Source organism: Spiroplasma syrphidicola EA-1, from assembly GCF_000400955.1.
Taxonomy (GTDB): domain Bacteria; phylum Bacillota_I; class Bacilli_A; order Mycoplasmatales; family Mycoplasmataceae; genus Spiroplasma; species Spiroplasma syrphidicola.
In genome coordinates this window covers 844,427-862,759 of the sequence record NC_021284.1, presented here as the reverse complement: position 1 = coordinate 862,759, position 18,333 = coordinate 844,427, and the positions used below count along the sequence as shown (strand labels likewise).

The following is an 18,333-nucleotide window of genomic DNA, read 5'->3' as shown; positions in this document are numbered from 1 at the left end:
AATAGTTAATTTTAATCGTCTTCTTGTTCTCATCTTTTATGCTATAATAATTCCCAATAGTAAAGGTGATCATAAATATGACAGAATCATGAAGAATCAAATGACATTTAGAGGCGCAAGCGTTAGTAGGGTTAATTAATGAAGCTGCTAGCAACAAATTAGGCCCCGCTTATACTTTTTTAAAAAATCAGCAATGAAATATTCTTAAAGTTCGTGTTCTTGAGCCAGCCGAAAGTTTTATTAGTGTTATGAAGATTTTTTTCCCAGGGGAAATTATTAATCGTGATGAAGAAGGGGTTTTTGTGCAAACTGGTAACGGAATTTTAAAACTACTAGTCATTCAAAAACCAGGCGCCCCAATTATAAATAATTTTGCTAATCGTCAAATTGCTGAGGAATTGCATTTAGGATCTTGATTTGATCAAGATGAATATGAAAGAGCATTTTTATTGGCAAAACCCTAATTATAATCTTTAGACTATTGGTTTTAGAACTTTGCAACTATGATATTAGCAAAAAAATATTTATCATAATCGTTATTTTTTTTCTTAAGATAGGGTAAAAATTTAAAAAATATAGTAAAATTATATTTAGAAGGAATATTGATTTAAAAATTAACATTAGTGTAAATTTTCCTTGAAAACTTGATTTTATATTGATGATCAAGATAAATATTGAAATTTTTATATTATAAAATATTGCTTTCTAATATTTTATGGATATAATTAAATATGTTAATTTAATTAGTAGGTGATAAAATGGAAAAAAATAGTTTTGAATCAATTGCTAACATTGTTTATAGTGCTGTTATTACAGTGCCTGGTGTAGCTGGTTTTGCAAGATTATCAGAAGATGACAGTGGTGAAGAGAGTGCCACATTATTAATTACAGATTATTCACAATCAATTAAATTAAAGCAAGTTGAGGGTAAGTATGTTATTGATATCTTTTTAATTTTATTAGAAGGTTCTAATATTAGAGATGTTAGTCAAGAGGTACAAATCCGCATCAAATATGAATTGGAAAAACTTGAGTCTTTTCCAACTGATTTTACAGTTAATGTTCATATTCAAGACTTACTTGTATAAAATATAAAATATGAAAAATTATAAAAAATGAGATATTATTTAGATAAAGATTTATAAATAAAATATCACTTAAGAACGATCGAATTAATTTATGATAGATACAGAAATGTAAGGGTGATAACAAGATGGAATTTAATGCCAAATCTTTTAAGAATGCACTAATTAGTGGATATAATAACTTATACAATTTTTATCCAGAAATTGATAAGTTAAACGTGTTTCCTGTTCCCGATGGTGATACAGGAACTAATATGAATTTAACAATGACAAATGCTATTAAAGACATTAGAGATTTAGAAGGAGATTCAGTAAGTAAACTTGCTGATGCTTTTGCGCGTGGTTTAATAATGGGAGCACGAGGGAATTCAGGAGTTATTCTGTCCCAAATTTTCCGTGGTTTTGCCAATGGGTTAAAAGAAACAGACGAATTTTCTGTTGCAGCTGTTAAAACAGCAATAATTCAAGCAAAAGAAGTAGCTTATAAAGCAGTAATGAAACCAGTGGAAGGAACAATCTTAACAGTAATTCGTGAAACAGCAGAAAATGTTGAAAAAATTACTGAGGAATTAACTGTACCAGCCTTATTCCGCAAAATTGTTGTCTTTTCAACTGAATCGTTGAAAGGAACACCAGAATTATTACCAGTTTTAAAAGAAGTAGGTGTTGTTGATTCAGGAGGCTTTGGGTTAGTTAAAGTTTTTGAAGGAATGACTGAATACCTAGAAACAGGTAAAGTAGTTGCTCAACGAAAAAAACATGCTGAAAATACTGGAAATAATGTTGCAATGAATCTTGAAAATGAAGAATTTGGTTATTGTACTGAAACAATTGTCATGTTAAATGAACATTATGAAAAAAATATTGATGTTAACAATGTTCGTCAAACATTAGAAGATCAAGGTGGACAATCAATTGTTGCTGTTGTGGATAAAGATATTCTAAAAGTACACGTACATACATTAGTGCCAGGGCTGATTTTAACATTTTTACAAAAACATGGTGAATTTAAAAATATTAAAGTTGAAAATATGACTTTACAAGCCGAAAAACATGTTAAAACAATTAAAGCTGAACGTGAACTTAAAAATAAAGAAGCAATTATTGCTGTTACACCAAGTGTTGGAATAGCTCGTTTCTTTAAAAGTGATTTAAATATTCAAGCAACAGTTAATGGTGGACAATCAATGAACCCCTCAACTGATGATTATTTAAAAGCAATTGAAGAAGTTGACGCAGTTGATGTCTTTATTCTTCCAAATAATAGTAATGCTATTTTGGCAGCTCAACAAGCCGCAAAAGTTGAGAAAAAATCAAATGTTTATGTTATCCCAACTTCATCTGTCCAAGAAGGAATGGTGGCAACATTAGCTTTTGAACAAGGAGAATTAGCAAAAAAGAATTATTCAACCTTAAAAACAGCGTTAAAAAATGTTGCTAGTTTATCAGTTACTCAAGCAGCAAAAACAACATCAATTGATGGCGTTAAAATTACTAAAGGGGAATATTTAGGGGTTTTGAATAAAAAAATTATTTGTTCACATCCAACATTAATCCAAACGCTTAAACAATTATTTGCTAAATCAATCACAAAAGCTAGTGAAATTGTTACAATTTTTACTGGTGAAGATGCTGAAACAAAAGATATCAACATGATCAAAAAATTATTAGATGAAAGTTATGATGTTGAATATGAATTTGTAAATGGTGAACAGCAATTATATCCGTTCTTAATTGCTGTTGAATAAAATTTCTTTAATAATATCAATATTTTTTAGTAAATTTTCTTGAAAAGTATTATAATTATGATAATATATAAAGGGTCTAAAACTCGTGGCACTATAGCCAAGTTGGCTAAGGCATGGGACTGCAACTCCCCGACCGTCGGTTCGAGTCCGACTAGTGCCTCCATTTAGATTATTACAATTTCACATTTATGCGCCCATAGATCAATTGGATAGATCGTTTGACTACGGATCAAAAGGTTGAGGGTTCGAATCCTTCTGGGCGCGCCATTTATTTTTTTTCGGAAAGTAGCTTAGCTTGGTAGAGCACTCGGTTTGGGACCGAGGGGTCGCAGGTTCGAATCCTGTCTTTCCGACCATTATTTTAGTAATTAATTGGGCCCGTAGCTCAGCTGGGAGAGCACCTGCCTTGCACGCAGGGGGTCGACGGTTCGATCCCGTTCGGGTCCACCATTTTATCAATAAAGTATTCTACAAAAAACAAAATATATTCAAATGGCGGGATAGCTCAGCTGGTTAGAGCGCTCGGCTCATACCCGGGAGGTCAAGAGTTCAAGTCTCTTTTCCGCTACCATATGGACCCTTAGCTCAGTTGGTTAGAGCATCCGGCTCATAACCGGATGGTCACTGGTTCAAGTCCAGTAGGGTCCACCAGTTTATAGTAGAATTCTTTATCAGAAACATTATTGGAAGATTACCCAAGCCTGGTTGAAGGGATCGGTCTTGAAAACCGACAGGCGGTGAAAGCCGCGCGGGGGTTCGAATCCCTCATCTTCCGCCATTTATAAGAATTATTTGCATTTTAGCAGTAATTTATGTTAGTATTAATTTAGTAAATTTTATCGCGGGGTGGAGCAGTTGGTAGCTCGTCGGGCTCATAATCCGAAGGTCGTAGGTTCAAGTCCTGCCCCCGCAACCAAATGGTCTTGTAGTGAAGTGGTTATCATGCCTCTCTGTCACAGAGGAGATCGCGGGTTCAAGTCCCGTCAAGACCGCCATTAATGGTTCAGTAGCTCAGTTGGTAGAGCATTTGATTGAAGCTCAAAGTGTCGGCGGTTCAATTCCGTCCTGAACCACCATTGAATTTAGCTGAAAAAATAACTTTATACTCCAAACTAATAAATAATTAGTTTGGAGTTTTTTATATTTTTCGTTATAATTACTCTGGGTGATTTAATGTTTGCACGTTTTACAAAAGATTTATTATTTTATTATAAGCGCGAAGAATGAAAGTATCAGTTAAATGAAGACAATGTTCGCTATAAACCAAGATTTATTCTCTACCGTTATGAACGAAAAATGGGAAAAGAAAATTTTAATAATTTTAAGTTTTGGATTTTTAAACGATGAATTCTTAAAAATTTTGCTTATACCCAAGAATTTATTCATCGTTTTTACCGTTTGCGTCGAAAACTGGGCTTAACATTAAACCAAAAGGAAAAAGAGTTTATTTATAACGTTGAAGAAGTTAACTTTACCTTATGGCGACCATTAAAAGAATTACCAATTTATTATGAATTAGAACCAAAAGAAAAGTGTCACTTTAAAAATAATGATGTTAATATTCATCAATTAACAAAAAACAATGAAATTAAGTTTATTTGCAAAGGTGTATTATTGATTACAAATAAGCGGATCATTATTGATGGGATTAAAGATAATTTTGAAACAAAAAAAGCGCTCGAATTTGATATTAATACAATCCAACAAGTTGAAGATTTAGATATTGGTATTAAAATTGTTGTTAATAATAAGAGTTATTTACTACGCGAAAATAATAATACTTTAATTTTAGCGCTATTATATCGTAGTTTAGGAAAGAAAAAAGTTAATTTTAACTATAAAAAAATACCGGATAACTTAAATTTTCTAACAAAAAATAATAAATAGCAAATCAGAAAAAAAACCGCTATAATTTAAAAGGTAGTTATTTAAAAAAGAAAAGAGGAATAATATGAAAGTAATTATTGTTGAAGATAAAGCAGCAATTGGTCACACTGTTGGGCAAATGTTTGTTAATGCGGTAAAAAATAATCCAAAGGTAATTTTTGGCCTAGCAACTGGTTCTTCACCAGAATCAACTTATCAGTATTTGATTGAAGATTATCAAACAAACCATACTGATTGAAGTAATGTTAAAACTTTTAACTTAGATGAATATATTGGATTAGAACCAACTCATCCCCAAAGTTATCGTCATTTTATGAATGAAAAATTATTTAACCACATTAATATTCAGAAAGAAAATACTTATGTTCCTTCTGGTGTAGGGGATTATGTTAGTTTAGCAAAACAATATGATCAAAAAATCGCTGAGGCTGGGGGAATTGATCTGCAATTATTAGGAGTTGGAACAAATGGTCACATTGGTTTCAATGAACCACCTGCTGATTTTGATTCTTTAACAGGAGTTGTTGATTTAGTTGAAGCAACATTCCAAGCAAATGCTCGTTTTTTTGATTCAATTAACGATGTGCCAAAACAAGCAGTTTCAATGGGAATTAAATCAATTTTAAATGCTCGTAAAATTGTCTTAATTGCTGATGGAGAAGGAAAAGCCGAAGCAATTAAACATTTAGTTGAAGGGGAAATTAGTAACTTATGGCCTTGTACTGCTTTACAAAACCATCCCGATGTTACAATTGTAATTGATTATAAAGCCGCATCATTGTTAACAAAGCAATAAAATAAAACTTGATTTTAACAATAAAAAAAATAAGCATTTGCTTATTTTTTTTATTGTTTTAAATTATACTAAACGGTTATATCATTCAACAATTAATGCATCGTTAATATTAACATTTAATTCTTCACGTAATGGGAAACGAACATATGTTCCCGTAAATTTTGTTTTATCAAATTTAACAAAGTCTAATGTACTTACTTGGCTTTGTAAACTTTCTAAAACTTTAACATTTTTACGTGCAGCTTCTTTCAGGGTGATTACATCTCCTGGTTTACAGCTATATGAAGGAATATTAACTTTTTTTCCATTAACTAAAATGTGTGAATGGTTAACTAATTGTCTTGCTCCAGCACGTGTTAATGCTAATCCCATACGATAAACTAAGTTATCTAAACGTGATTCTAAGGCAATTAAGAAGTTTGTCCCAGTAATTCCCTTCATTTTTTTTGATTTTGTATAAGTATTACGGAATTGACGTTCTGTTAACCCATACATATATCTAACTTTTTGTTTTTCATTTAATTGTAAACCGTAGTTTGATAATTTACTACGACGTTGACCATGTTGACCTGGGGCTGTAGTTCTTTTTTTCCCTTTTGAAAATTCTTTATCATTTTCTAAGATACTAAACCCGTAACGACGTGACTTTTTAAAAGTACTTCCTAAATAACGTGACATAAAAAAACCTCCTATATATCAGCAAATTGACATACAAAAAGATTCATATATTTTGCTCTAAAAATGGAAGTCTATCTTGTTCGCCCTAACAGCTAGGGTTACTATCTAACAATAAAAAATTAATAGACTAAGAACATTTTTATACAAAACTGCTGCTTCTCAGTGTTGTCTAAGTTATTTTATAATAACTGACTAGCAAATACAAGTTTTTTGTAATTTTTAATGTAATATTTTTAACAAATGCTATAATTCAATTGGATATAACTATTTAGGGGGTCGAATAATGGTTTTAACAATTGTTAATAATTTTTGAAATAGTCCAATTAAATTAACACTTTTTATTTTATTTATTGTTTTAATTATTATTTTGACTGGGTTATTAGTGCTGTGATGTAAAAAAATTACTTTAAAAAAATTAGAAATTAAAATTTTAGCAAAAATTGATATTTTAAAGCGCTTACCGTTAAAGTATAAGATTTTTCGGGTATCAGAAATTGCGCGTAATAATAATGCTTATGCCAAAGACTTAGTAATTTGACGAACAAAGTATGAAATAATTTATGAAAAAAAAATGGTAAGTTGTTTAGAAGTTTTAAAAAAATTATACTTGCCAACAAAAATTAACGGTCAAACAAAGCAAAACCATCCAAATTATAAAGCGTTACAACCGTTATATAAAGAATTAACGTTATTAGAAGATGAAGGACGTAAACTGCTTGGGGAAATTGATAAGCAGTTAAAAATTGAAGTATTACAACGCGACTATATTTTAGCCCATAAAATTATGTTTACGGCTTTACAAGAAGACGCCGCAAAATTGCAAATGAATGTTTCGTTAGATGAAAATAAATTTAACGATTTTCAACATAATATTGAAAATATGTTTGATGAATTTGAAGAATTTTTATCAGCGGGGGATTTTAACCGAACTGATCAAATTCTTTCAAATATTACAACATCATTAACAATCTTTGTTGAAATTTTAGATAACATTCCCCAAATTAAAATTCTCTTAACAAAAGTTGTTCCGAATAAATTATCATTGTTAAAAGACAAATATGTTCTTTTTAATAAGGACGAAAATAGTAAGGATATTTTAAAATATAGTTTTGATGAATTAACAACAAATATTGATGAAATTAAGATCTTAATTTCAAAACATATTGATAATTTACAGTATAAAAAGGCGACGAAAAAAACAATTGAAATTATTAATAGTATTAATGATTTTGATAATACAATTGAACATCAAAAGGCAATTATTTCATGTTTTAAAAAGTATTATAAAATTGTTATGGACTATATTAATAAAATTGAACGTAGTTTTAATATTGTTTCGCGTCAAATTGAAAGTTTACGTAGTTCATCAATTTTGACCCCAAAAGAAGATGGGATTTATCGTGAAGCAATGGCCAAAACTAAACAGTTAACTCATGATACAAATTATTTAGTGTTGGAAATCAATAAAAATGGGAAAGACTATGTTAAATTTAATAATGAATTAGTAAAATTGTTAGAAAATGGGATTACAACCCATGAAGCAATTGCAGGGGTTGTTAAAATTATTGAAAAACGTAATTTTGCCGAAACAGAAATTCGTAAAACAATTCACTTACTAGAAGTTGTTTTATTACAAGCAGAAGTAAGATTAAACCAATTAGAATATAAAAAATTATTGGGAAAATATGATAAGGCCATTAACGATTATCGTAAAAGTTTAGATAAAATTAAAAATATTTCATTTGATGTAACCAAAAAAGAGGAAGTACAAGAAGTAACCGCTAAATTAGATCGTTTAAAAACCGATGTCTTAAAATTATTTGAAAAAATAAAAAATAATATTTTATTAGATATATTAGCCCAAGAAGCATTAATATATGCCCAAAAATATAGCTTAACAAATGACGCCGTAGAAAATCAATTAAAGAATGCCGAAATCTCTTACCGCAGCGGGGATTATGATAGTTCATTATTTGTTTCACTAAAGGTTTTAACAGAAGCAAAATTAGGGAAAACAGGGAAAGGGAGTTAAAAAAGCATGAATTTTGACGTCATCTTAGTTCGCTATGGTGAATTAACAATTAAAGGAAAAAATCGTAGTGATTTTATTAACGTTTTAGTTAAAAATATTAAAAATAAATTAGAAAAATATCAGGGGTTTTATCAAATTGATAAACAGTTTGATCGTTTATTTATTGAAATTTTAGAACCTTCATATGCTGAAGAAATTTTGGCTTTAATGCAAAAAATTTATGGAATTTCTTCGCTTTCGTTTGCGAAAAAATTAGCAAAAGATTTAGATGTGATTGGGGCAATGGCTGTGGAAATTGTCAAATATTATCAGCCAAAAACTTTTAAGCTAGAGGCTCGTCGTAGTGATAAATCATTCCCTAAAAATTCAACAGAAATTAAACAATATTTAGCGCCAATTATTTTAAAAAATACTGAGGTTAAAGTAGACGTTCATAACCCTGAAATGCAAATTGATATTGAAGTTCGTCGTGATTTTACTTATCTATTTATTAAACGAATTAAAGCTCTTGGCGGATTACCAGTTGGAGTTTCAGGAAAAGGGATGGTAATGTTATCTGGGGGAATTGATTCGCCAGTTGCTGCTTATTTAATGATGAAACGTGGGATGGCAGTTGAATATTTACATTTTGCAACACCACCTCATACTGGTCCGGAAGCTTTAGAAAAAGTTAAAACTTTAGTTCAAAAATTATTACCATATGCTGGAACAAAAACACAACGTTTACATGTTGTTAATTTTTCAATGTTACAACATGAGTTGATGCATATTCCGGATAGTACATATCGGATTACAATTATGCGTCGAATGTTTTACCGAATTGCTAACATTGTTGCTCGGAATAATAAAAGTCAGGCAATTATTACAGGGGAATCATTAGGACAAGTTGCTTCTCAAACAATTGAAAGTATTAATGTTATTAACGCTGTTGCTGAAATGGCTGTCTTGCGTCCAGTCTTATGTTATGATAAAAATGAAATTATTAGTATTTCTGAGCAAATTGATACTTATACAACATCAATTTTGCCTTTTGAAGATTGTTGTAGTTTATTTGTTCCAAAAAACCCAGTTACAAAACCACGCTTACATTCAGCGGAAATCCAAGAAAAAAATTTATTATGAGAAGATATCATTAATGTCATTATTGAGAAACATATTGTAACTTATGTTATTAAGGGAGATGAAATACATGAAGAAAATTAATTTCTCAAAAAAGCAAAAACAGTCACAATCAAATTTAGATAAACTAACTGATCAAAGCAAAACTAATTTGTTAGAAGAAACAATAATTATTGATGATGATTATTCAATTGTTAAAGATTTTAAAGATGATAACATTAAAGTTATTAATATGGCAAAAAATAATTTTTACAATGAAAATGCTATTGATTTAGAACAAGAATTATTAAAAGAAGTACCTCAAAAAAAGAAAAACCGGTTTTTTAAGTATATCTTTTTTGTGATTTTAGCAATTTTAATTATTACAATGATTACAATTATTATTATCAAATTTGGTGTTAAATAAAAATCTGGTAAAGGATTTTTAAATTATTTTTGTTAAAATATGATTAGAAAGTGATGTGATAATGTTGATAACCCATTTAAATGTTCGGACAAGCTATAGCCTTTTATCGTCATTAATTACATTAGAAAATTACTTATCGTTTGCTAAAAAAAATAATTTAAAAAATTTAGCAATTTGTGATAATAATATGTTTGGGGTTTATGAATTCCATACTTTATGTCAAAAAAATAATATTAAGCCAATTGTTGGCTTAAATGTTAATTTAATTTATAATAACCAGTCTTATAATTTAAATCTTTTTGCTGTAAATCAAAAAGGCTATTTTAATTTGGTTGAAATTTCTTCAACAATTATGGCTAATAATGAAAAAATCAATAAAATTGAGTTAGTTGATATTTTGCAATATTTTACAACGGGCCTTAAAATTATTGTTAATTATACTAGTGATAATTATGATCAACAATTATTTACTTTTTTACAATCAAAGTTAGAAAATCCGAATAATTTATATTTAGGATTAAATAATAATAATTTATCGTTACTAGAAACTTTTCAAAAAATTATCCCTAGTGACCAAATTATTTGAAATAATAAAATTCAATATTTTACTTCGGATAATTTCGCTGCTTTCAAAATGATTGATGCAATTAAAACTCAAACATTATTTAAAGATAACCGCTTAACTGATAATTATGCGTGAACAGACGTTATTAAAGACTATGCCCTTTATTTTGAAAATATTACAAAATTTATTGCTGATATTGAGCAATATTCGTTAGCAAAAGGAACGGTTATTGATAATTTATTACAATTCCCAACTCCGGAAAATATTAGTGCTCGTGAGTATTTGAAAGCTCTGTGCAAAAAAGGCTTAGAATTTAAAAAAGGGAAAATGGTTGCCCAAAAATATCTGGATCGTTTATTCTACGAATTAGAAGTTATTAATAAAATGGGCTTTAATGATTATTTTTTAATTGTTTGAGATTATGTTGCTTTTGCGAAAAAAAATAATATTTATGTAGGGCCAGGACGGGGAAGTGCCGCGGGAAGTTTAGTTAGTTACTTATTAGACATTACAACAATTGATCCGTTGGAATATAATTTACTGTTTGAGCGGTTTTTAAACCCAGAACGAAATGGTTTGCCAGATATTGATATTGATTTTCAAGATGATAAGCGAGAAATGGTAGTAGAATATTTGTTTGAAAAATATGGCGTTGATCATGTTGCTCATATTGTAACTTTTCAAACAATTGGAATGAAAATGGCTTTGCGTGATTTGTCGCGAATTTTTGAAATTCCCCTTGATGAAGCCGATAAAATGAGTAAGGCTGTTAAAATTGAAGCAAACTTTGATTATGATTTAGCAATGCAAAGCAATAACGTCCTAAGTTTTTTTCAAAAAAAATACCCACAATTATTTTTATACTTAAAAGAATTAGTGGGATTACCTCGCCAAACAGGAACACATGCCGCGGGGGTTATTTTAACTAACCAAAGACTTCAAACAATTATTCCAATTAAAGAAGGTTACAATGGTATTTTTCAAACGCAGTATTCAATGAATTATCTAGAAGATTTAGGCCTATTAAAAATGGATTTACTGGGATTACGAAATTTAACAATTTTACATAATATCATTGATGAAGTAGGAACAGGGTTGCAACAAAAACTGGCAATTGAAAAAATCCCCTTGAATGATGAAAAAACTTTTGCTTTGTTAGCAAAAGGAGATACAAAAGGAATTTTTCAGTTAGAATCACCGGGAATGACAAAAGTTTTAATTGAAATGCAACCTGATAAATTAGAAGACATTGTTGCAACCTCTTCTTTATATCGTCCAGGACCACAAGAAAATATTCCGTTATTTATTCAACGTAAGAAAAAACAAGCCCCAATTACGTATTTAGACCAAAGATTGGGAGATATTTTGGCCCCAACATATGGGATTATTGTTTATCAAGAGCAAGTAATGTTAATTGCCCAGTTAGTTGCTAATTTTAGTTTAGCGAAAGCCGATGTTTTACGCCGGGCAATGGGAAAAAAAGATGCAACAATCATGAACGAAATGCAAACAGAATTTATGCAAGAAGCTGTTAAAAATAATTATACATTAACAATTGCCCAAGAAATTTGAAATTTAATTGCGAAGTTTGCCGCCTATGGGTTTAACCGTAGTCATGCTGTCGCCTATTCGTTATTAGGATATCAAATGGCATATTTAAAAGCTAATTACCCATCCCAATTTTTAGCATCGCTATTAAGTAATGTGATTGGTGATGAAGTAAAAACAACCGATTATTTGGCCTTAGCTCGCCAAAACAATTTAAAAATAGTAGCTCCTGCCATAAATTTTCCAGCTGATCGCTATCGGACAGTAGGAGCAAATATTCACTTGCCATTGTTAGTAATTAAGCAAATTGGATATGCCTTTTTTAATAAAATTTTAGTGGAATTTAATACTAATGGACCATTTAAAGATATTTATGACTTATTTATTCGCTTGTACAAAAAAGGGTTAAATCGCAAAACTTATGAGATGCTAGTTTTCTCTGGGGCCTTGGATTGCTTTAAATTAAGTCGAACAACAATGTTTAATAATTATCAGACAATTGTTAATTATTTAGAGTTGATTAAAGTAGAAGAACAACGTGAAAGTTTAATTGTTGATCAAACCTTGGCTGAACAACCAACGTTAGTGAATGTTCCAGATGATGAAGTTTTTATAATTGAAAAAGAATATGAATGTTTAGGATTTTATTTATCAAATCATCCCTTAAAGTATATTCGTGAAAAAGAGGGTTATCAAAACAAAACAACTTTAATTAAAAATGTCACATTAGCGCAAGGAACAACAAATTTATTAATCACGATTCGTAGGATTCGTGTTATTAGTGATAAGAATAATAAACAAATGGCTTTTTTAGATTGCTATGATGAAAGTGGGGAGATTAGTTTAACAGCTTTTGCCGGGACATATCAAGACCATCATGAAGCATTACAAGAAGGCAATATTTTATTGGTTAATATTCGTTTAGGAACATACCAAGACAAAATCAATGGTATTATTAATCGAATTAAATTAATTGGAAAGCAAGGGGAATAAGAATGTTTTTAGAAGTAATTGGAACAAGTTTAGCGGATTGTGAAATGATTGTTTCGGCCGGAAATGTTAATCGCATTGAATTATGTGCTAATTTAGAACATGGTGGTTATACACCTGAATATCAAGTTATTAAGGAATGCTGTGCCAAAATTAATTTACCAATTCGTGTAATAGTTCGCCATAGCGATGAAAATTTTTATTGCCCAGCGTGAGAATATGAACAAATGAAAAAAGATATTGATTTTATTAAAACAACCAAGGCTGATGGGATTGTCATTGGGATTTTAACCCCAACAAATGAAATTGATCTTGTTCGAATGCAAGAACTGATTATGTTAGCTTCACCGTTAAATGTCACATTTCATCGGGCTTTTGATTTAATTAAAGATAAACAACAGGCAATTATCCAATTAAAAAACCTAGGGGTAAAAACTGTTTTAACGCAAGGGGGTGAAACGCCCATTTTAACAAACTTAACAACTTTTAAAGAAATTAGCGGTCATGGTGTTCAAATCCAAGGGGGTAGTGGTATTAACTTAACTAATTATCAAACAGTTTTACCAGTGGTTGATGCGATTCATATTGGTAGTGCTGTTCGCGTTAATCAGAGTTGAAACGAACCGATTGATTTAGCGTTATTACAACAATTCCAGGAAAAAAAATCTAACGATTAATTCGTTAGATTTTTTGTTTTGTATGAGACAATAAAATTTCTTTTAAAGCAATATGCTGAGGTAATTGGTAAGTGTAAAGAATAATTTCCGCCGCTTCTTGTGCTGTTAATCCTTGGTCAATCGTTGCTTTAACTTTTTGATAATCTTTTAAAATAGTTTCATTTTTAACGGAAGTTAATAAATTGGTATCAATAATTCCCGGGGCAAATAACAGCACTCGAACATTATCAGGAGCCACTTCTTTTCGAATACTTTCCGACAAGGCATGGACCCCAAACTTTGTGGCATTATAGATACTTCTCGTTTCTGATGTATAACGCCCTGCAACAGATGAAATATTAATGATAGTTCCATGGTGGGCTTTTTTCATTTGCGGTAAAACAAGGTTTATGCCATTAATTACTCCTTTTAGGTTTGTTTCAATCATTTCATATTGTTGATCCAAACTTAAGTCTGTAAAATAATCTAAAGCCATAATTCCCGCGTTATTAATTAACAAATCAGCTGGTCCATAAATTGCTTCAGCTTGTTTAACAGCTGCTTTAAACTGTTCCAAGTTGTTAACATTCCCTTGCGCACAAATTGTATTTGGTAAATGATAACTTTCTAAGATTTCTTTTCGCCGCGCAATTAATAATAGGGGATAACCGTGGGCACTAAAAAGTTTGGCACATGCAGCACCAATCCCTGATGAAGCACCTGTAATAATAACTAAATGTTTTCGGTTTGATTGCATATTTTCCCTCCTTATAATAATTATAGCCAAAACAATGCAATAATTTTGGTAAAAAATTTTTTTCCCATTTGGTGAGATTTTAGCAAAAATTGCTAAAAATAGAATATAATTAAACCATTATAAATTAAAAAGGTCATATAATCCCCGGATTATGAAATTGTTAAGTAAAGATGTAGTGAAAGGATTTTATTTATGTTAGAACAAATTGTAGCAAAAATCAATGAACAAAATGAAACAATTCGAATTGTTTTTCCGGAAGGAAAATCAAAACGGATTCAAGAAATCTTACCAAAATTTGCAAATACAAAAATTATTCCTGTTTTAGTTTTTAAAACAAGAGCTGAAATTCCAACTGAAATTTTGGAAAATAAAAAGTTAGAAATTGTTGTTGTTGAAGAGCAAGATTTAGCGGCCTTAGCAAATTATTTATTTGAATTACGCAAAGGAAAATTATCGTTGTCAGAAGCACAAAGATTAGTGACAGAATGTAATTATTTAGCTGTTTTATGAGTTAAATTAGATAAAGCCCAAGCAATGGTTGGTGGGATCGAATATGATACAAAAGATATCATTGGCCCAGCTTTAAAAATTATTAAACCTCGACCAGGAATTAAATTGGTATCATCATTCTTTTTAATGTTACGTGGAGAAGAGAAATACATTTTCACTGATGGTTCATTAAATATTGATCCTTCGAGTGAAGAATTAGCAGATATTGCTGAATTAGGATATGAAGCAAGTCAAATCTTTAATTTTTCTAATCCAAATTTAGTATTATTGTCATTTTCAACAAAAGGGTCAGGGAAAGGACCATTAGTTGATAAAGTTCGTAATGCCTATAAATTAGTCTTGGAAAAAAATTTACCTTGCCAAATTGACGGGGAATTCCAATTTGATGCAGCATGAGATGATAATATCCGTAAAATTAAAGCACCAAATTCACCAATTACCCATCGTGCTGATATTTATGTTTTTCCCTCATTAAATGCAGCAAATATTGGTTACAAAATTGCCCAACGTATGGGAGGTTATCAAGCGGTCGGACCAATTATTATTGGCCTAGATAAGCCAGTTAATGACCTTTCACGCGGAGCTACGGGAGAAGAAATTTATTTTACCGCTATTGTGACAGCATATATGCATATTTATAATCAAAATAAAAAGTAATAGAAAGTAAGAGAAAACAAGAATGATTTTAGTGATAAATGCTGGTAGCAGCTCAATGAAATTTCAACTTTATAAAATTAACGGAGAGAATGATTTTGAAGTTATTTGTAAAGGTTTAGCCGAACGAATTTACTTAGATGGGCGTTTTATAATTAAATATAACGGAGAAGAATTTGAAACCAATGAACAATTGCCTGACCATAGTGCTACAGCTAAGGTTTTAATTAATAAATTAAAAGAGCACAAGGTAATTAAAGATTTTTCTGATATTAAAGGAATCGGGCACCGGATTGTCCACGGTGGGGAACGATTTACTCAATCAACAATTATTACTGATGAAGTTTTCATGGAAATTAAGAAAATGATTACTTTAGCACCATTGCATAATCCCCCATCAATTGCCGCAATTGAAGCCTTTCGAAACATCATTGCTGTTCCAAATGTTGCAGTTTTTGATACATCATTTCATACAACAATTCCAGAAGAAAATTATTTATACTCAGTACCATATGAATGATATAAGGAACACCAAGTTCGCCGTTATGGGTTCCACGGAATTTCATACCGTTATATAACAAGTCATTTGGCAAAAATGTTAGAAAAACCAGTTGAGGAAGTTAATGCTGTGATTTGTCATTTAGGAAATGGAGCATCAATGTGTGCGGTTAAAAAAGGTAAAAGTTTTAATACTTCAATGGGTTTAACACCATTAGAAGGTTTAATTATGGGAACAAGAAGTGGGGACATTGATCCATCAATTCACCAATATATTGCAACACAAACAGGGCAAGATTTAGCAACAATTACTGATATTTTAAATAAAAAATCGGGATTAGTAGGAATCTCAGGGGTTTCTTCTGATTTGCGTGATGTTTTTGCATCAAGTAAAGAAAATCCTCGTAGTCGCTTAGCTTTAAAAATGAGCAGTAAAAGAATTGCTAAATATTTATTAGCTTATGCCAATGAACTTGATGGGGAAGTTGATGCGATTGTCTTCACGGCTGGAATTGGGGAAAATTCAGCAGCAATGCGCCAACTAGTTATTAATAATTTAAAAATTTTAAAAGTTGATTTAGACCCAATTGCAAATGAAGAAAAATATGATTCAGAAAAATTAATTTCTTCAACACGTTCAGTGTTACCAATTTATGCGATTCGTACCGATGAAGAAATTATGATTTGTACAGATACTTACAATTTAACAAAAAAATAAAATGTTGCTAAGGCAACATTTTATTTTCGTAAAGTATAAACATAATAACCAATAAAGCCAGGAATTAAAGCTGCTGTAAAACTAATGGCAATAATTTCAAAAATTCCTGCTTGCATGTCAGTAAATGATTGAATTGCAAAATTCAATTTTCAAACATTACCACTACGCATGACATTTGTATTTAAGTAACTACTATAGTCGGTTAAATCAAAAACAAGGGTAACATAGAATCCAACAATAACAGCTAAAAAGATTCATGTTACTGCTGTTAGGATAATATTTTCAATTGATATTTCTTTATCTTTAATCATAAAAATTAAATGTAAATTAATACCAATGAAAGCTAATCCTCCAGTAATTGTTGCCATTAATAGGGTAATAACTTCCCCAACTTTTCAATTGACGCTATAAGTTTTATCTATTAATGAAAAATATTTATCAGTCCAGGTGCTTAAATTTCATGTGCTATCTTTCATGATTAATGAATTTGTCATTGCAAATGAAATTGTTGCAAAAACTAGGAATAGAATTATTAAGAAAAAATTTAAATTTAAATTAATCCAAATTCGTCGCATATTTTACCTCCTTAGTAATTTATAGTTATCTTATCATTTATTTTTTTAATTTAAAATTTTTTTCCTACATTTTTTTGAAGAAAAATTTGTTAAAATTAATAAATTTAGCATCCTAAAAATAAATAATCGCAGTTGGCAAGGAAGTTAAGATATTTATGTTATAATTAAGCATAAATAAAATAAAGGATGATAATGATGATGCGAAAAATAATAGTATTTTTAATCAGTTGTAGTTTTGCCATTTTACCTATTAGTTTAACAATTAGTTGTCAAACAGTTGTTAAGCATTATCAACCTCAGCAAGACCAAAGGTTAGAACCAGAAATTACCAATTTTTTAAGTGATAATTATCTATTAGAAGTTGTTGATCAAGATGAAGGACTGTATAATTTTGCCTTGAAAGATGAGGCAGATAAGAAAACAACTCCTGATTTTACTTCTTTTTCGTTAAAACATGAAGCACATACGCGCAAACCAATTATTACATTTGATACTAATAATACAGAAAAGGTAAATAATTTTGAATTATCAAATAGCCAAGTTGTTTTGAAATTATATTTGGCAATTACTCCGACATTATTGCCATCACCAAGTTCTTTATATAAAGATGTTGAAATTTTCCCTTTTATTGGGCAAACAACAACTAGCACCTATACAACAGGGCAAACAACTTTATCTGTCTTTGATTTAAATGGTGAAGAAGCAAAATGAGATTTATCTTTTATGTCTGTTAATTTAGATAGTCGCGTATTTTGAAATTATGAAGTTAATAATGATTTAAGAAACTTTTTAATTGCGGAAATTCAAAATAAACCGGCATTTGAATTTAAAACTGAAACTCGTGAAGAAGAAATTATTAAAGAATGATTAACAGGAGTTTATAATGCTAGTTTTACTTTTAATTTAGTTAATATTAGTAAAATTAATAATATTGATGATTTGTACCAATATTTAATTGCTTTACCATTTACGTTTACTTTTGAAAACTTAAATACTAGTCAACCCCAACCAAAAAAGACTTTTACTTTGATTGTGAGAAGTGAGGGGCCAGAAGTTTATGAATGGAAAATTAGTGGCGAATATCTTGTTAAATAAAAATAGCACATATGTG

At 30.1% G+C, this 18,333-nt stretch carries 16 protein-coding genes and 10 tRNA genes; 23 read left to right on the top strand and 3 right to left on the bottom strand.

Features of this window, described 5'->3' with window-relative positions:
* Window positions 1-77 precede the first annotated feature (77 nt).
* From SSYRP_RS04070 to nagB, 15 genes are all read left to right on the top strand, one after another.
* Window positions 78-464, top strand: a complete 387-nt coding sequence (locus SSYRP_RS04070) for a DNA-3-methyladenine glycosylase (RefSeq protein ID WP_016341038.1) — start codon at window positions 78-80, stop codon at window positions 462-464.
* 294 nt (window positions 465-758) lie between these two features.
* On the top strand, window positions 759-1,088 hold the full coding sequence (locus SSYRP_RS04065; RefSeq protein WP_016341037.1) for an Asp23/Gls24 family envelope stress response protein: 330 nt from the start codon (window positions 759-761) through the stop codon (window positions 1,086-1,088).
* Between the two features lie 125 nt (window positions 1,089-1,213).
* Window positions 1,214-2,833, top strand: a complete 1,620-nt coding sequence (locus tag SSYRP_RS04060; protein WP_016341036.1) for a DAK2 domain-containing protein — start codon at window positions 1,214-1,216, stop codon at window positions 2,831-2,833.
* Window positions 2,834-2,920: 87 nt separating this feature from the next.
* Window positions 2,921-2,996, top strand: a tRNA-Cys gene (locus tag SSYRP_RS04055).
* Between the two features lie 27 nt (window positions 2,997-3,023).
* Window positions 3,024-3,100: transfer RNA gene (locus SSYRP_RS04050), tRNA-Arg, on the top strand.
* 12 nt (window positions 3,101-3,112) lie between these two features.
* Window positions 3,113-3,189, top strand: a tRNA-Pro gene (locus SSYRP_RS04045).
* A gap of 18 nt (window positions 3,190-3,207) precedes the next feature.
* A tRNA-Ala gene (locus tag SSYRP_RS04040) sits at window positions 3,208-3,283 on the top strand.
* Between the two features lie 44 nt (window positions 3,284-3,327).
* Window positions 3,328-3,404: transfer RNA gene (locus tag SSYRP_RS04035), tRNA-Met, on the top strand.
* A 3-nt stretch (window positions 3,405-3,407) separates the two neighbouring features.
* Window positions 3,408-3,484, top strand: a tRNA-Ile gene (locus SSYRP_RS04030).
* Window positions 3,485-3,518: 34 nt separating this feature from the next.
* Window positions 3,519-3,611, top strand: a tRNA-Ser gene (locus SSYRP_RS04025).
* A 62-nt stretch (window positions 3,612-3,673) separates the two neighbouring features.
* Window positions 3,674-3,749, top strand: a tRNA-Met gene (locus SSYRP_RS04020).
* 3 nt (window positions 3,750-3,752) lie between these two features.
* Window positions 3,753-3,828: transfer RNA gene (locus tag SSYRP_RS04015), tRNA-Asp, on the top strand.
* A gap of 5 nt (window positions 3,829-3,833) precedes the next feature.
* A tRNA-Phe gene (locus SSYRP_RS04010) sits at window positions 3,834-3,909 on the top strand.
* Window positions 3,910-4,006: 97 nt separating this feature from the next.
* The gene (locus SSYRP_RS04005; RefSeq protein WP_016341035.1) at window positions 4,007-4,720 is read left to right on the top strand and encodes a hypothetical protein; all 714 of its coding nucleotides are present in this window, start codon (window positions 4,007-4,009) and stop codon (window positions 4,718-4,720) included.
* A 64-nt stretch (window positions 4,721-4,784) separates the two neighbouring features.
* The gene (nagB, locus tag SSYRP_RS04000; RefSeq protein WP_016341034.1) at window positions 4,785-5,516 is read left to right on the top strand and encodes a glucosamine-6-phosphate deaminase; all 732 of its coding nucleotides are present in this window, start codon (window positions 4,785-4,787) and stop codon (window positions 5,514-5,516) included.
* Window positions 5,517-5,579: 63 nt separating this feature from the next.
* Here the strand turns inward: nagB and rpsD are convergent, their stop codons facing one another.
* Entirely contained in the window at window positions 5,580-6,194 is a 615-nt protein-coding gene (gene rpsD / locus SSYRP_RS03995; protein WP_016341033.1) for a 30S ribosomal protein S4, read from the bottom strand.
* Between the two features lie 283 nt (window positions 6,195-6,477).
* On the opposite strand from rpsD, the gene SSYRP_RS03990 reads away from it, so the two are divergent.
* The 5 genes from SSYRP_RS03990 (at window position 6,478) to SSYRP_RS03970 (ending at window position 13,531) form a co-directional block, all read left to right on the top strand.
* Window positions 6,478-8,226: a septation ring formation regulator EzrA gene (locus SSYRP_RS03990; RefSeq protein ID WP_016341032.1), complete on the top strand. Its 1,749-nt coding sequence runs from the start codon at window positions 6,478-6,480 to the stop codon at window positions 8,224-8,226.
* Window positions 8,227-8,232: 6 nt separating this feature from the next.
* Window positions 8,233-9,429: a tRNA uracil 4-sulfurtransferase ThiI gene (gene thiI / locus SSYRP_RS03985; RefSeq protein ID WP_016341031.1), complete on the top strand. Its 1,197-nt coding sequence runs from the start codon at window positions 8,233-8,235 to the stop codon at window positions 9,427-9,429.
* Window positions 9,416-9,751 carry a hypothetical protein gene (locus SSYRP_RS03980; protein ID WP_016341030.1) on the top strand — a complete coding sequence of 112 codons (336 nt, stop codon included), beginning with the start codon at window positions 9,416-9,418 and terminating at the stop codon, window positions 9,749-9,751. Before thiI ends, SSYRP_RS03980 begins: the two co-directional genes overlap by 14 nt.
* Before the next feature lie 61 nt (window positions 9,752-9,812).
* A complete protein-coding gene (locus SSYRP_RS03975) occupies window positions 9,813-12,857 on the top strand; it encodes a DNA polymerase III subunit alpha (RefSeq protein WP_016341029.1) in 3,045 nt (1,014 codons plus the stop codon).
* A 2-nt stretch (window positions 12,858-12,859) separates the two neighbouring features.
* Window positions 12,860-13,531: a copper homeostasis protein CutC gene (locus SSYRP_RS03970; RefSeq protein WP_016341028.1), complete on the top strand. Its 672-nt coding sequence runs from the start codon at window positions 12,860-12,862 to the stop codon at window positions 13,529-13,531.
* A gap of 4 nt (window positions 13,532-13,535) precedes the next feature.
* Here SSYRP_RS03970 and SSYRP_RS03965 read toward each other — a convergent pair whose 3' ends face one another.
* A complete protein-coding gene (locus SSYRP_RS03965) occupies window positions 13,536-14,267 on the bottom strand; it encodes an SDR family oxidoreductase (protein ID WP_016341027.1) in 732 nt (243 codons plus the stop codon).
* A gap of 192 nt (window positions 14,268-14,459) precedes the next feature.
* On the opposite strand from SSYRP_RS03965, the gene SSYRP_RS03960 reads away from it, so the two are divergent.
* Together SSYRP_RS03960 and SSYRP_RS03955 are read left to right on the top strand one after the other, a co-directional pair.
* A complete protein-coding gene (locus tag SSYRP_RS03960; protein ID WP_016341026.1) occupies window positions 14,460-15,434 on the top strand; it encodes a phosphotransacetylase in 975 nt (324 codons plus the stop codon).
* Window positions 15,435-15,456: 22 nt separating this feature from the next.
* A complete protein-coding gene (locus tag SSYRP_RS03955) occupies window positions 15,457-16,647 on the top strand; it encodes an acetate kinase (protein WP_016341025.1) in 1,191 nt (396 codons plus the stop codon).
* 20 nt (window positions 16,648-16,667) lie between these two features.
* Here SSYRP_RS03955 and SSYRP_RS03950 read toward each other — a convergent pair whose 3' ends face one another.
* On the bottom strand, window positions 16,668-17,222 hold the full coding sequence (locus SSYRP_RS03950) for a hypothetical protein (protein ID WP_016341024.1): 555 nt from the start codon (window positions 17,220-17,222) through the stop codon (window positions 16,668-16,670).
* Window positions 17,223-17,417: 195 nt separating this feature from the next.
* Here SSYRP_RS03950 and SSYRP_RS03945 point away from each other — a divergent pair, with 195 nt between their 5' ends.
* Window positions 17,418-18,317, top strand: a complete 900-nt coding sequence (locus SSYRP_RS03945) for a hypothetical protein (protein ID WP_236608038.1) — start codon at window positions 17,418-17,420, stop codon at window positions 18,315-18,317.
* The last annotated feature ends 16 nt before the right edge of the window (window positions 18,318-18,333 follow it).